Below are 14,236 nucleotides of genomic sequence, written 5' to 3' on the forward strand. Positions count from 1 at the left end.
ACTCGTCCAGACCGGCCGTGCCTCGGGTGCGCTGCTGCTGACCGGCGGCATGGGCGGCGCGGACGGCGTCGGGGTGACCACCGAACCGCAGGGCGGCTCCACCCGGCCGACGAGCGCCCCGCTGGGCGTGCTCGGCGTCTAGCCCGCCGGCCCGCCCGCGGGGGGGGGCCGCTCCACTGCGAGCGGCCCCGCCGCGCCGGCCCGCGGCCACCGCCCGGGCCGGTTTCCGAGTTCCTCCGTCCTCGCGCCAATCCGTAGATCCGACTGCTCCGAATGCCTGGTGAGGGCGGCTTCGCGTTCGCGACGGCCGACGAGGAAGGGGCACGGGTGAATCACCGGGAAATCGCTGTGGTGGGCAGTGGCGTGGCGGGGCTGACCGCCGCCCACGTGCTGCAACGGGGCGGCTGCGAGGTGACGCTGTACGAGGCGGACGACCGCCTCGGCGGGCACGCGCACACCCACGACGCGGCCGACGTCGACGGTCGGCCGGTCCGCGTCGACAGCGGCTTCATCGTGCACAACGCACGCACCTATCCGCTGCTACTGCGCCTGTTCGACGAACTGGGGGTGACCACCCAGGACGCGGAGATGAGCATGTCGGTACGGTGCGAGGGGTGCGGGCTGGAGTACGCCGGGGCGCGCGGCCCGGTCGGGCTGTTCGCCCGCCCGGCCAACGTCCTGCGCGGCCGCTACCTGCGGATGCTCACCGAGGTGCGGGCCTTCCACCGGGCGGCGCGCGCCACGTTGGCCGGCGACCGCGGTGACGATGTGCGGACCCTGGGCGCGTTCCTGGCCGAGGGCGGCTTCTCGCGGTACTTCGTCGCGCACTTCGCCATCCCGCTGGTCTCCGCCGTGTGGTCGTGCGCGCCCCAGACGGCCATGCAGTACCCGGCCGGCTATCTCTTCCGGTTCCTCGACCACCACGGGATGCTGTCGGTCGGTGGCTCGCCGCAGTGGAGGACGGTCAGCGGCGGCTCCGCGCAGTACGTCGACCGGATCGCCAAACAGCTCCACCGCGTGCACACCGGCACGCCGGTCCGGGCGGTGCACCGGTCCGGGCGGGGCGCGCGGGTGGTGGCGGTGGACGGCACCGAACGGGCCGTCGACGCGGTGGTGATCGCCGTCCATCCGGACCAGGCCCTGCGACTGCTGGCCGAGCCGACCGGGGACGAAAGCCGGGTGCTGGGGGCGTTCTCTTACGCGCGCAACGTCACCGTGCTGCACAGCGACCCCGGTGTGCTGCCCCGGGCCCGCGGGGCGCGCGCCTCGTGGAACTACCTGCTGCCGTCCTGCCGCGCCTCGGTGGACACCGTCCAGGTCAGCTACGACATGAACCGGCTGCAACGGCTCGCGGCGCACCGGGACTTCCTGGTCACCCTCAACGCCACCGACCGCGTCGACGCGGACCGCGTCCTGGCGCGCATGGTGTACGAACACCCCGTCTACACCCCGGAGTCGGTGGCCGCGCAGCAGGACCTGCCGCTGCTGAACACCGCCGTGACCGCCTACGCCGGCGCCTACCACGGCTGGGGGTTCCACGAGGACGGCTGCCGGTCCGGGGTGTTGGCCGCCGCCGCGCTGGGGGTGCGCTGGTGACCGCCGACGGCCACCGCCGCCGGCATCCGCACGCCGGCGCTGTACGCGTGCGTGGTCGGCCACACCCGCACCGCCCCCGTGCCGTACTCGCTGCGGCACCGCACCTACCTGTGGCTGATCGACATCGACCACCCGCCGCGGCTGCCGCGGCTGCTGCGCCCACTGGCCCGTTTCGAGGCTCGTGACCACTTCGCCGGCACCGCCGGGACCCTGCGCGCCGGACTGGAACGCCTGCTGGCCGCCCACGACGTCCACCTGGACGGCGGGCGGGTGGTGATGCTCGCCCACGCCCGCGTCCTGGGGCACGTCTTCAACCCGCTGACCCTGTACTGGTGCCACGACGCCGGCGGCGCACCGGTCTGCGTGGTGGCCGAGGTCCACAACACCTACGGCGAGCGCCACTGCTACGTCCTGCGCACCGACGAGGAGGGACGGGCGCTGACGCCCAAGGAGTTCTACGTCTCGCCGTTCTTCCCCGTCGACGGCTCCTACCGGATGCGGCTGCCCGAACCGGGCGCCCGCCTCGACGTGACCGTCCAACTGCGCCGCGGCGAGACCCGGCCGCTGACCGCGACGGTCCGCGGCGTCCGCCGCCCGGCCACTCCCGGCGCGCTGCTGCGGGCCGCCCTGCGGCACCCGTGGTCGACGGCCGCCGTCAGCGCGGGGATCCGACGCCACGGCATCGCCCTGTACCTGCGCGGCCTACCGGTCCACGCCCGCCCGCGCTACCGATCCCAGGAAGGCATGACATGAACACCCCTGCCACCGGCACCTGCCACCGGCACCTGCCACCGGCCCCTCGACCGCGTGCCAGCCCCCGGCGGCCCGTCCCCGGCCACCGGGGCGGATCCCGCGCAGTGGCCCGACGTCTTCCGCCCGCCCCGGGCGTCGGCGGCCCGCACCGCCGTGGCCGGTCTCGTCGTCCGACGCGCCCTCGCCGCGCTTCCGCTGCGGGTCCGGTGGGGGTGGGCGGCCAGTTGGCGTCCGGATCGAACCAGTCGGTCAGGGTCCGCGCGCCCTGCCCGCCCCGTGCGGTGACGTCGCCGTAGACGGTCAGCCCACCCATCGCCTGCGTGCGCACGGTGTAGCCGCCGGCCAGCCAGTGGATCACGTCGAGGTCGTGCGCGCCCTTCTGGAGCAGCAGGCCGGTGGTGCGGCGCCGGTCGGCGTGCCAGTCCTTGAAGTAGAAGTCGCCGCCGTGGCCCACGAAATGACGGCACCAGACCGCCTTGACCTCGCCGATGGCGCCCTCGACGACCAGTTCGCGCAGGGTCCGGACCACCGGCATGTGCCGCATGTTGTGTCCGACGTAGAGCCGGGTGCCGGTCCGTCGGGCCGTCTCCAGGACGCGGTCGCAGCCCGCCGTGGTGATGGCCAACGGCTTGTCGACGAACACCGCTACGCCGGCTTCCAGGAAGTCGACGGCCAACTGCTCGTGGGTGTCGTCCGGCGTCGTCAGGAGCACGCCGTCCAGCCCCTCGTCGAGCAGGGAGCGGTGATCGGCGTGGGGGGCGGCACCCGGGTACTGTTCCCGGCCGTGTGCCCGACGGGCCGCGACCGGATCGCACACCGCCACCACCCGCACCGGCAGGTGCTGTTCGGCGACGTGCCTGCCGAGCGTTCCCCGCATGCCGAGGCCCACGACCGCGAGCCGCAGCTCTCGTGGACCGGCGCTCGTCGGCCGTACCGCGGGCTCGTGCGGGGTGTCGGACTCTTCCCGGGTGTGGGACAACGTCATCAGCCTGCCTTCGGGGGCGATGCGTGGGCGTTTCGTTGCGAGGCGCAGGAGCACAGCACCACCAGAGCAGCACAGCACCACCAGAGCAGCACATCACCGCCCCGGCCCGCCACCGGGCCGCGACGTCCCGAGGAGGATCATGCAGCCGACGCGTCGGACCGTCCCGGCACTGCCGCCCGAGGACCGCACGCTCTCGCCCTTCACCGGATACGGTCGCGCTCACTGGCTGGCCCTCGCAGACCGGCTGTTGACGGACGTGCACCGCTTCGCCTCGCCGTCCGGAGCCCGCATCGCGCTGCCCGGACGCCCCTCCGTCTCGGGCCCCGACTCCGACCAACTCGAAGGATTCGCCCGGACGTTCCTGCTGTTGGCGTTCCGCACCGCGGGCTGTGGAGGTGCGGCGCCCGCCGGTCTGCTCCGGTCCTACGCCGCGGGCTTCGACGCCGGCACGGACCCCCGGCACCCCGAAGCCTGGCCGGCCCTCGCCCAGGAGTGCCGGCAGACGCTCGTCGAGGCGTGCTCCCTCGCGGTCGGCCTCCATCTCACCCGGCCGTGGCTGTGGGACCAGCTGCCCGACGCGGTCCGGGAGCGGATCGTCGCCTGGTTGCAGGGTGCCTGGGGCCTGGACATACCCGACAACAACTGGCACCTGTTCCGGGTGATCGTGGGCGAGTTCCTGGCCGGCGTCGGGGCTCCGCACGACCGGGCCGTCATGGCCGCCGACCTGGCGCGCATCGAGGAGTTCTACGTCGGCGACGGCTGGTACCGCGACGGCGGGAACGCCCGCACCGCGGACAACTTCGACCACTACAACAGCTGGGCGCTGCACACCTACCCCCTCCTGTGGGCCCTGATGGCGGGGGAGGGATCCGCGCAGCGGGGCGACCGGCTGCCGGTGTTCACCGCGCGGTTGCGACGGTTCCTCGCGGACTACGCGCTCTTCTTCGGCGCCGACGGAGCCCCCGTGCACCAAGGGCGGTCCCTGATCTACCGGTTCGCGGCGGCGACCGCTCCGTGGATGGGGGCGCTGGTCGGCGCCACTCCCCTCAGCCCGGGCCAGACCCGACGACTGGCCAGCGGTGCGCTACGGCACTTCGTCGACCGGGGCTTTCGCGACCGGAACGGGGTCGCCACCCTCGGCTGGTTCGGACCGTACCCGCCCCTGGTGCAGGACTACTCCGGTCCGGCGTCCCCGTACTGGCTCGGCAAGGCCTTCCTCGGGCTCCTCCTGCCGGCCGACCACCCCTGCTGGACCCGACCGGAAGAACCACTGCCGGTGGAGCGGGCCGACCGGATGCGGGCCCTGCCCGCCCCGGGGTTCGTGCTCTCGGCGACCCGCGCGGACGGCATCGTCCGACTCGTCAACCACGGCAGCGACAACTACGCGACGGCCGACCGCGCGAGCAGCCCTCCCGCACCGGGCGGGGCCGTGGGCGGCGGCTACGCTCTGACGCGCGCGGACGGCGATCCGCACTACGCACGGTTCGCCTACTCCACCGCGACCGGCCCGCACCACGCCCAGGACGCCAGGCACCGCCTCCAGTCCGACAACCACGTCGCCCTCGTCCACCCCCGACTCGGCCTGTCCCGCCGCACCCGCATCCACCGGCTGCACGTCCAGGACCGCTACGGCGCGTCCTGGCACCGACCACTCTGGCCGGGCCAGGCGGACACCGCGGCCCAGATCGAGACCGCGAGCGTGGTCTGGGGGGCGTACGAACTGCGCGCGCACCTGGTCGAGGCGCCCCGCCACCTGTCGCTGCACGCCAGCGGCTGGCAGGTGGCAGGGGAGCGGCCACCCCGGTGCCGGACCGTCGGCCACCGGGCGGAGGCCGTCACCGACGACGGCCTGACCAGTACGTTCGTCGCCCTGGCCGGTCATGCCGAGGTGGCCGTGGCGACCGCGCAGGGGACCAGCGCGTTCGGTCGCCACACGGCCGTCCCCTACGCCACCGACCGGCGCGCGGCGGACCGGACCGTGCACGTGGCCCTGATCGGCCTCACCGGCCGGGGCGGGGCGGCGCCACCACCGCGGGTTCGGTGCGCGGTCGAAGGAGCCACGGTCACCGCTGTCTTCCCCGACGGCACCCGGGTCCTAGTCGCCCTCGGCAGGCAGGTCCCGCAGTCACCGGTGGTGGACGGGGTGCGGTTGGCCGGACCGGTGCGCTACGCCCGGCTCTCCCCGGGGGAGGAGCCGGTGATCGTGCCTGGCCCGGGTCCGGAGCAGGGCCGTGCCGAGCCGAGCCGTCCACCAGGCACAGAATCGACCAATAAATGACAAGTATCTGACAAGCTGGTTGAAAACGGGGGCCGGGTGGGTGAAGGTTCGGAACGAGGATGTTCCGGGATCTGAAACGGATGGGCCTGAGTGTCGGGTGCGTCTCGGAGTGCGGGCGGCGGGTTGCGCAGCCGGCCGACGCCCGTACGATGCCGGGACTCCGTCCCGTCCCCACCTCATCCGGAAGGCCACCGCGGAATGCCCGTCTTCAGACGCCGCAAAGGCAGCCGTCCCCGTTTGCTCCCCGAACTCGACGATGCCGCCCTGGGCCGGGTCCGGCGGCGCGTCCTGACGTGTTGGGACCGCGGCTCGCTCGACACGCCCGTCATGGCCCTGATGGCGGAGGTGCTCGACGAGGCCGGGGAGGACTGGGACCGCAAGGCACACCGCCTGCGCGTGCTCGCCGCGGCCGCGGGACGGTCCCTGCCCGGAATCTGGCGGCAGCACAACCCGCACTACCAGGCCGCCCTGCTGCTGGAAGCCTGGTCCGACGTGCTGCAAGCCGGCCAGGCGGGCGCCAGCATCGACCTCGACGCCACCCGGGAGACCTGCCGGCGCGCGGCCGAACTCCTGCCCGCCGACCCCACGCCCTGGACCGTGCACCTGGCCACGCTGCGCCTGGAACGGAGTCCGTCCGCCGAACTGGCGGCGATCTGGCGCGAGATCAAGGCCCGCGACCCGTGGAACCGGGAGGCCCACCTCCAGGCACTGGGCTACCTCTCGCCGGACGAATGCGGTTCCAGCAGCCAGGTGTTGGACCTGCTCGACACCGTCCGCGCCGCGATGCCCCCGACCGCCCCCGCGGCCGGACTGGAACTCACCGCCCTCGTCCGCAACCACCAGCGGAGCATGGGCCCTGGAGGGGTGACCGCCCTCGGCGCGGGCGAGTTCTGGCGCCGCCACGACGCGGTGGCCGCCCTCGACCACGCCGCGCACCACTGGCCCGGCCCCGGTTACCTCGGCCACGCCCAGGCACTCGCCGACCTCAACCTGCTCGCCTACGCGCTGATCAAGGCCGCCCGGCCGAGCGAGGCCGCGCACACTCTGCGCGCCACCGGCGGCCTGGCCACCCCCTGGCCGTGGAACGCCGAGGGAGACCCGTTGGAACGGTTCTCCCACCACTACGCCCGCGCCCGCGAGAACGAGTGAACGGGCCGTAGGGCGACGTGGCGCCGGCGTGCACCGCCGCTGCCTGGGCGCCGCCGCGCTCCGCACCGCCGCCGGTTGAGGCGCACCTCGGGCAGGGTGCTGGTCAGGCTCCCGAGCCCCGGCCCGCCAGCAGCTCCGCGACGTGGGCGTCGACCTGCTGCCGGTCGTAGCCCCGGCGCGCCACGTCGAATGCGGGTGGGGGGACGGTCGCCCCTGCCTGGGACAGGCCCTCGACGTACGCATCGACCTGCGCACGGTCGTAGCCGCGCCGCACCAGATCGAACCCGAGCCCGCGCTCCGAACTCCCCGCCTTGCGCGAGAACAGCATGCGCCACCCCGTCCCTTCCCCGCTCGTCTCCCACCGAGCGGCAGGAGCAGGGGCAACCTACCGCCGTGCCCCGCCGCTTCGCCACGACCGCCAGTCAGCTGGCTGCACGTGGGACGACGGGCCCGCGCACGCTGCCGGTCAGGCAACCACCGCTTCCACCACGGAGAGCACCGTGGGCGTGGGCACGACGCGGGACAGGCGCAGGCCCGTCGCTTCGCAGAGCGCGGCGAAGTCCGCCTCGGTGCGTTCGCGGCCGACGAGCGAGGCCATCATCATCAGGTCCAGTGCCTTGGCCTGGTGGGGGGCGTTGCCCGGCGGCACCACCGCGTCGACGATCAGGATCCGGCCGCCCGGCCGCAGCGCCCGGCGGCAGTTGGCGAGGACGACGGCACTGCGCTCGTCGTCCCAGTCGTGCAGGATCCGCTTGATCAGGTAGACGTCACCGGGCGGCACGTCGGCGAAGAAGTCGCCGTCCGCCACCGCCCACCGCCCCGCCACCGCTTCCTCGGCGGCCAGCCGGTGCCCCGCCAGGACGTGTGACTGGTCGTAGAGGACGCCGTCCAGTCCCCGGTGCCGGCGCAGCACTTCCAGCAGCAGACCGCCGTGGCCGCCGCCCACGTCGACGACCGTGCCGGTGGCCGGGAAGTCGTAGGCGGCGGCGATGGGCGCGTTCTCCGCGTCGGACATCGCGGCCATGCCCACGTGGAAGACGGCGGCGGTCCGCTCGTCCTGGGCGAAGTGCTCGAAGAACGGCATGCCGAAGAGGGCGTCGAACGCGGAGGTGTCCTCGGTCAGGCAGCGGCTCATCTCGTTGCCGGGCAGCCACATGGTGCGGTCGGTCAGCATCAGGACGGCGGTGCGGGCGGAGTACGGGGCGTCGCTGCGGAGTGCCTGGCCGGCCTCGGTCAGCGCGAACCGGCCCTGTTCGTCCTCCGCCACCACGCCCCGGGTGGCCAGGAGCCGCAGGACCCGGTACAGGTTGGGGGCGTGGGTGCCGGTCGCGGCGGCGAGGTCGGCGGGGGAGCGGGGGCCGTCGACGAGGTGGTCGGCGACCTTCACGTCGGCTGCCGCGCGCAGGGCGGCGGGGTAGAGGAAGCCGAGGGCCTCGTCGATCAGGAAACTGGCGGAACGACGGGCACGGGCCTCGGCGTCGGGGGCCACGGGGCCCGTCCCGCCGTCGCTCCCGCTGCCCGCGCCGCCGTCCTGGCCGTGCTCGTTGCTCTCGTCCTGCCGCACGAAGTCCTCCTGCGTGAACTCGGTTCGGTCGCGTCGCTGTTGCCGGGCGGTCTCGGCTGAGCGTCCGCCCGACGGTGAGGATGCCCCTCGACGATCTCGCTGAAGCGCCGCGCCACCGCGACCTTCCGAACATGGCTGACGAGCGTCACCGCCCGCCGTGCGTCCCCGTCGGGCACTCCGTCCGCCGCCTTCATCGATCTTTCATCGGCATTTCAACGCCGTCCGGGACAGTGGTGCAGCGACCTGCGGGACACGCAGTCGCCCATCCGTCTCCCGGCTCCTGTCCGGAAGACGCGCGCGTAGTGAAGGAACGAACGGGGCTCCCATGGACGATCTGTTGCACAAGTTGGTTTCCGGTGCTCTCGCCGGTGGACTCATCGTCCTGGCCGGTGCCTTGGGCGCCGCCGCCCGCAGGCGCCGGGCGGCCCGAGAGGCAGCGGCCGCGTCGGCTCCTCGCGACGCGCGTCCGGACGCCGGCGGAGCGGACCCGACCGACCCTCGACAGCAGTGACGGACGGTTGACGACAGCGGCGCGGACGGCGGGAGTCCGCGCGCTGGTCGTTGCTGCCCGTAGCGGGATCGGCTGCGGGCGGACCGGGGGGGCGGGTGTGCGGGACCGGGCGGACCGTCCCGACAGCCGCCCCGCATCAGGCTGTTGAGTTCCTGTCGCGGCTTCGACGCCGCATCGACGGGGCGGGTTCCTCGTCGTCGTTGGGTCGGGCCCGTAGCGGGCCCCAAGGAAAGGTGTGTCCATGGCCAAGCTGATGGTTCTGCTCATCGGCATCGCCGTGCTCTTCTCGGTGATCGCCTTCAAGGGCGGAAACCCGTTGGTGGGCCTCCTGTTCGTCGTGGTGGCGGCGGCCCCGGTGCTCTACGTCGGGTACGCCGTGGCAACCAGGCGCAGGGCCGGCGGCCCGGGCGCGCGGGACGAGGGGGCGCAACGGCGCGGGCAGCGGACCCTGCTCCTGCGGGCGACCGCGCTGGTCACGGTGCTGGCCGTGGGCTACGGCGTCTACTGGGTGATGTTCGAACCGAAGGCCAACGACAAGGCGATCCATCGCGTCTCCGACCTGGAGATGGGCTGCGGCAGCGGCCTCGCCCGCAAGTACTTCCCCGAGACGGCCGAGCACACCGGTGCGGGCCCGCACCCCGTCGCGATGTTCACGGTCAGCGAGTCCGGCTCGCCCCAGCAGGTCTTCCCGACCTCCGGCACGGCGGACTACTGGAGCGGGAACGGCCTCGACCCGCACCGGGTGCAGCTCATCGCCTGCCTCGACTCTCCCGACGAGGGCGAGTTCCTGACCGACTGCAAGTTCACCTCGGACAGCATCAAGCTGTACCGCGGCGTGTACGACGTCACGGTGTACGAGGCCAGGACCGGCAAGAAGCTCGGCAGCGAACACCTGCTCGGCAGCCGGCAACCCAACTGCCCGGGACTGGTCTACCTCAAGCGCGGCACCGACCAGCTCCACACCCAGCCCGAATTCGCCGACTACCAGTCCGTGTTGCGGAAGTACGTCGACAACTGAGGTCCGGCGTCCCTTCCCGTTAGCCGGGCCGGACCGTTCGTGGCACGGCGGCCGTATCGCGCGTTCGGAGCCGCGGCTGGAAAACCCCCGCGGCCATGTCGACACCCGCCGATCAATTTCCCTTACTTCCTTATTCCCTCATTCCTTTCGACGGCTCATCGCGGCGACCCCCTTACATGACGTCCCGGTCCGGGAAGGCATTGATGGGGAAGTCGCGTCGTTGATGGGCTGGTTGGTATTGCGCCCACGTCGTCGGTTCGGCGTGGGTATTTGCGGTACGGCAATCGCGTTTGGATTCGTTGCCGGCAGGCTCGACGTCGAAATTCCTCAGCCCGGCCGAAATCCCGGAACTCTTCCGGCCCCGCTCGGCCGGAACCTTCTTCCGCGCGGTGTCCTCGATGAGTGACGGCTTGCGTCGATACCGGCACCGCACCTCGGAGTTCGCGGACCGGGCGTCGCGGTGGTGGCTTCGCGCGGACGCGGTGACGCATACGACGACGTCGGCCTTCAAGACCACATCGAGGTCTTGAAGGCCGACGCCGCATTGGGCCCCGAATCACCCCACGTCATCCGGGGGCGGTCTGCGGACCCTTCGGCTGAGCACCGGGTGAAAGCCGCGCCTCAGCCGCAGGTGGTGATTCAGCCGCCGATCGGGCCCAGCGGGATGTCCGAGACGGTGAGGCTGACCGACTTGATGGAGCCGCCGGTCAGGATCGGAATGCCGTTCGGGCCCGGGGCGAAGTTCGCGGTCAGGCCGTTCAGGGAGCCGCTGACGGAGAGACCACCCGCGACGTTGTCGAGGTCGTCGTCGGCTATTTCACGGGTCTCAATGCCGGAGGTGTTGCTCATGATGATGAGCGTCCTTCTTCCTTCGTGGTGGCGTGCAATGCGTGGTGCACTGCGGCGGAACCCTTGAGCGACTCCCGCCACGCACTAGATTGCACGCTCGCACGTGGTATCGAGAACCACATTCCAGAGCCTTCACGTACTGCACACGCCAGTTTTTTAAGCGGAAGGTCAAATTCAAGCAACGTCCGGAATTGATCAACGATCGCCACGAGAGCGGTCATTGCTCATATGGGGAGTTCACGCCACGACCGTGTCCTTTCGTAGAAATGCGGCGAGACGCGACCGGTCATGCACCGGCCGGAACCCCCACGCTGTGGTGCCGGTGCCGCCGCCTACGAAGGCCAGGGCGGGGCGTTCCGGGAACGGAGTGTCAGAAGCCGCCCGCGCGTCCCGCGACGTCGTCCGCGGTGCCGGCGCCGCTGTCCGGAAACCACCCGACCCGATCGCGCCGTGCGCCTGCGGGCGCCGCGCCGGTGCCGCACGCCGCGGCAGTGCGGACGACGGAGCGCCACGTCCCGGTTCCGGTGCCGTCGAACCGCCGTGGATCGTGCCGTTTGCGCTGGTCCAGCGGGGTTGTGACGTTCGCGGAAGCGCGTTCGCGGACGCGGCGGCCCGTTGGATCGTGTGGTCCAGCCCCAACTCAGCCCATTCCGCGGTAAATTCGGTGGCGATCACTTTCGGCCTGTGCGTTACTTCGCCGCATGACGATCTCGCTGCCCACCGGACGGGTTTCGGACGGTGCGAACGCGAGCGATTGCACGACGTGGGAGGTGGGGGTCGTCCCGGCCCGCGTCGTCAGCGAGTTCCCCCATCAGGCGTGGCGCACGCCGGTGCCGGTGCTCCCCTGGTTATCTCCTTCGCAGCCTCCCCCGTCCTCCCCGCGGGCGGTGCGCGGCCGGGAGTCCGGTGGGTGTCGGGTGACGGGGCGGTGGACGGCGCGACCGCCGCCGACGCGGAGCGATGTGCCGCCCGCTCGTTACTCCCCGTCCCCAACCTCTTCGAGAGGATCCGCACATGTTGGACGCAAGTCCTCCCCAACGCAGTAGAGCGCTCCCTTCCTTGACCGGTATGCGGTTCGTCGCAGCGCTGTTGGTCTTCATCGCCCATGTGTCAGCGGCCTGGATGTTCACCGACCAGAGCCTGAACAAGGGGCTGAGCACCTACCTCGGCATGTTCGGCAGCCTCGGGGTGTCCTTCTTCTTCCTCCTCAGCGGGTTCGTGCTCACCTGGTCCGCCCGGGACGGCGACCGCCCGGCCCGGTTCTGGCGCCGCCGGTTGACGAAGATCTACCCGATGCACTTCGTCACCTGGGTCGCCGCGCTGTTGCTGGGACTGGCCGCCGGACAGGTCCTGACGGCCGGTCAGTTCCTGCCCGGCCTGTTCCTCGTCCAGACCTGGGTGCCGGATCCCCTCGTCCTCAACGGCGTCAACAGCCCGGCCTGGTCGCTCTCCGTCGAGCTCGTCTTCTACCTCTGCTTCCCGGTGCTGATACGCCTGGTCAAGAAGATCCGCCCGGAGCGCCTGTGGGTGTGGGCCGGCGCCATGGTGCTCGGCGCGCTGCTGGTCGCCACGGCCGCCGAGACGCTGCTTCCCCATCTGGCCGTGCCGGGGCTGAAGTACGGCTGGCTCCAGTTCTGGATCGTCTACTTCGTCCCGGTCAGTCGCCTCTTCGAGTTCGGCTTGGGCATCCTGTTGGCGCGGATCGTCATGTCGGGCCGCTGGATTCCCGTGAACCGGTGGGTGGCCGCCCTCACCCTGATCCCCGGCTACCTGCTGTCCCTGTGGATCCCCACCACCCACGGCGTGGTGCTGCCGGTGCTCGTCCCGCTCGGCCTGACCGTCGCGAGCTGGGCGCACGCCGATGCGCAGGGCAGGACCAGTCCGCTGGCCGGCCGCACCATGGTGTGGCTGGGGGAGATCTCGTTCGCCTTCTACATGCTGCAACTCGTCGTCGGGCCCGTCGGACCGGCCAAGTACGGCAGCCGGCAGCAGTGGGACACCGGCGAGGCGTTGCTGCGCGCCACCGGTTGGTTGGCCCTCACCCTCGTCTTCGCCTGGATCCTGTACCGGACGGTGGAGCTGCCGATGGTGCGGCGGTGGTCCCGCCCGCGCCGCCGTCCACAGTCCCAGGCGGTGCCGCTCAGCTCCGCTCCCGCCCCCGTGAGCGAGCCGAGCGACCTGGCCGACCGGCCGCCCACGCCCACCGGTTGACGAGCGCCGAGCAGCTGCCCGCGCCCCTTGACCGGCACCTGAGGGCACCGGCCGGATGAGGCCAGGCATGCGAGCGACGACGTGATGGGGGGCGCGGTCAGCTGACCGCGCCCCCCATCCGTGCTGGTGGCGACTGCTTCCCGGACCACGACGTCGACGGTGCGCCGGCCAGCTCGCCCGTGGTCACCGTGGACGGCCGATCCGTGCCTGTGCCCGTGCGCCCGGCCGGCGGCGCCTCCGACCCTGTTGGGGGCCTTCGGGTGGGTGTGGCACGGCCACCCTCTTTGCGGCGCTCGCCCCTAGGTTGGTCGGCATGGACACGAAGGACCGGGCGCCTTCCCACGGGCCGGGCACGCACCGGTACGCGCCCGGCCCGCACCGTGCCCGACGCACTCCACGACGAAGGGCCCATCCCCGCATGACCTCCCCCGATTCTCCCGATTCCCCCGTGTGGTTCATCACCGGCTGCTCCTCCGGCCTGGGCCGGGCCCTGGCCCGCGCCGTGCTGGAGCGCGGGTGGCGTGCCGCGGTCACCGCCCGGGACCCCGACCAGCTCGCCGACGTGGTGCGCGGGCACGGGGAACGAGCCGTCGCCCTGGCGCTGGACGTCACCGACGACGAGCAGATCGCGAAGGCCGTCGCCCAGGCACAGGCCGCCTTCGGGCAGATCGACGTCCTGGTCAACAACGCCGGTTACGGCTACCTCGCCGCCATCGAGGAGGGCGCGGACGACGAGGTGCGCGCCCTGTTCGACACCAACGTCTTCGGCCTGGTCAACACCACCAAGGCGGTCCTGCCGCTGATGCGCGACCGCCGCGCCGGCCACATCGTCAACGTCTCCTCACTCGGCGGCCTGGTCGGCTTCGGTGCCACCGGCTACTACCACGCCACCAAGTTCGCCGTGGAGGGCCTGTCCGAGTCCCTCGCCGCCGAGGTCGCCCCGTTGGGCATCAACGTGACGATCGTGGAGCCGGCCGCGTTCCGCACCAACTGGTCCGGTCCCTCGATGCGCCAGTCCGCCACGACCCTCGACGACTACGCCGCCACCGCGGGCGTCCGGCGCGCCGGCACCTTGGCCACCTACGGCCGCCAGCCCGGGGACCCGGCACGAGCCGCCCGGGCCGTCATCGACGCCGTCACGGGCGAACGACCCCCGTTGCGCCTGCTGTTGGGCAAGGCCGCGTACGACCTCGCCACCGCCAAGCTCGATTCCCTCCGCGCCGACTTCGACGCCTGGCAGGGGGTGACGTTGAGCGCCGACTTCCCCACGACGCAGCCGGCGAGCTGACGCCGTGCACCACCGGGCCGCGGGGCGGGCCCGC

12 protein-coding genes are annotated in these 14,236 nt (G+C 72.3%); 7 read left to right on the top strand and 5 right to left on the bottom strand.

What is annotated here, in order from left to right:
• Positions 1–273: 273 nt before the first annotated feature.
• Together ABD385_RS19510 and ABD385_RS19515 are read left to right on the top strand one after the other, a co-directional pair.
• Positions 274–1,596: an NAD(P)/FAD-dependent oxidoreductase gene (locus ABD385_RS19510; RefSeq protein WP_344577605.1), complete on the top strand. Its 1,323-nt coding sequence runs from the start codon at positions 274–276 to the stop codon at positions 1,594–1,596.
• 51 nt (positions 1,597–1,647) lie between these two features.
• Positions 1,648–2,349: a DUF1365 domain-containing protein gene (locus ABD385_RS19515; protein WP_425585434.1), complete on the top strand. Its 702-nt coding sequence runs from the start codon at positions 1,648–1,650 to the stop codon at positions 2,347–2,349.
• Here ABD385_RS19515 and ABD385_RS19520 read toward each other — a convergent pair.
• Entirely contained in the window at positions 2,252–3,334 is a 1,083-nt protein-coding gene (locus ABD385_RS19520; protein ID WP_344577608.1) for a Gfo/Idh/MocA family protein, read from the bottom strand. The two genes, ABD385_RS19515 and ABD385_RS19520, sit on opposite strands and share 98 nt — an antisense overlap.
• Before the next feature lie 139 nt (positions 3,335–3,473).
• Between ABD385_RS19520 and ABD385_RS19525 the strand changes: the two genes are divergently transcribed.
• Positions 3,474–5,612: a DUF2264 domain-containing protein gene (locus ABD385_RS19525; RefSeq protein WP_344577611.1), complete on the top strand. Its 2,139-nt coding sequence runs from the start codon at positions 3,474–3,476 to the stop codon at positions 5,610–5,612.
• Positions 5,613–5,810: 198 nt separating this feature from the next.
• Positions 5,811–6,761, top strand: coding sequence for a hypothetical protein (locus ABD385_RS19530; RefSeq protein ID WP_344577614.1), 951 nt, complete (start codon positions 5,811–5,813; stop codon positions 6,759–6,761).
• 103 nt (positions 6,762–6,864) lie between these two features.
• Here ABD385_RS19530 and ABD385_RS19535 read toward each other — a convergent pair whose 3' ends face one another.
• Positions 6,865–7,089, bottom strand: a complete 225-nt coding sequence (locus tag ABD385_RS19535) for a hypothetical protein (RefSeq protein ID WP_344577617.1) — start codon at positions 7,087–7,089, stop codon at positions 6,865–6,867.
• Positions 7,090–7,227: 138 nt separating this feature from the next.
• Positions 7,228–8,325, bottom strand: a complete 1,098-nt coding sequence (locus ABD385_RS19540; protein ID WP_425585435.1) for a methyltransferase — start codon at positions 8,323–8,325, stop codon at positions 7,228–7,230.
• Between the two features lie 752 nt (positions 8,326–9,077).
• Between ABD385_RS19540 and ABD385_RS19545 the strand changes: the two genes are divergently transcribed.
• On the top strand, positions 9,078–9,854 hold the full coding sequence (locus ABD385_RS19545; RefSeq protein WP_344577620.1) for a hypothetical protein: 777 nt from the start codon (positions 9,078–9,080) through the stop codon (positions 9,852–9,854).
• 172 nt (positions 9,855–10,026) lie between these two features.
• Here the strand turns inward: ABD385_RS19545 and ABD385_RS19550 are convergent, their stop codons facing one another.
• Together ABD385_RS19550 and ABD385_RS19555 are read right to left on the bottom strand one after the other, a co-directional pair.
• Entirely contained in the window at positions 10,027–10,365 is a 339-nt protein-coding gene (locus ABD385_RS19550; protein ID WP_344577622.1) for a hypothetical protein, read from the bottom strand.
• A 128-nt stretch (positions 10,366–10,493) separates the two neighbouring features.
• Positions 10,494–10,703, bottom strand: coding sequence for a hypothetical protein (locus ABD385_RS19555; protein ID WP_016573557.1), 210 nt, complete (start codon positions 10,701–10,703; stop codon positions 10,494–10,496).
• A 1,068-nt stretch (positions 10,704–11,771) separates the two neighbouring features.
• Between ABD385_RS19555 and ABD385_RS19560 the strand changes: the two genes are divergently transcribed.
• Both ABD385_RS19560 and ABD385_RS19565 read left to right on the top strand, forming a co-directional pair.
• On the top strand, positions 11,772–12,914 hold the full coding sequence (locus tag ABD385_RS19560) for an acyltransferase family protein (RefSeq protein ID WP_344577628.1): 1,143 nt from the start codon (positions 11,772–11,774) through the stop codon (positions 12,912–12,914).
• A 418-nt stretch (positions 12,915–13,332) separates the two neighbouring features.
• Positions 13,333–14,202, top strand: a complete 870-nt coding sequence (locus tag ABD385_RS19565) for an oxidoreductase (RefSeq protein ID WP_344577630.1) — start codon at positions 13,333–13,335, stop codon at positions 14,200–14,202.
• Positions 14,203–14,236 lie beyond the last annotated feature (34 nt).

The organism is Streptomyces lunalinharesii (assembly GCF_039532155.1).
Lineage (GTDB): Bacteria > Actinomycetota > Actinomycetes > Streptomycetales > Streptomycetaceae > Streptomyces > Streptomyces lunalinharesii.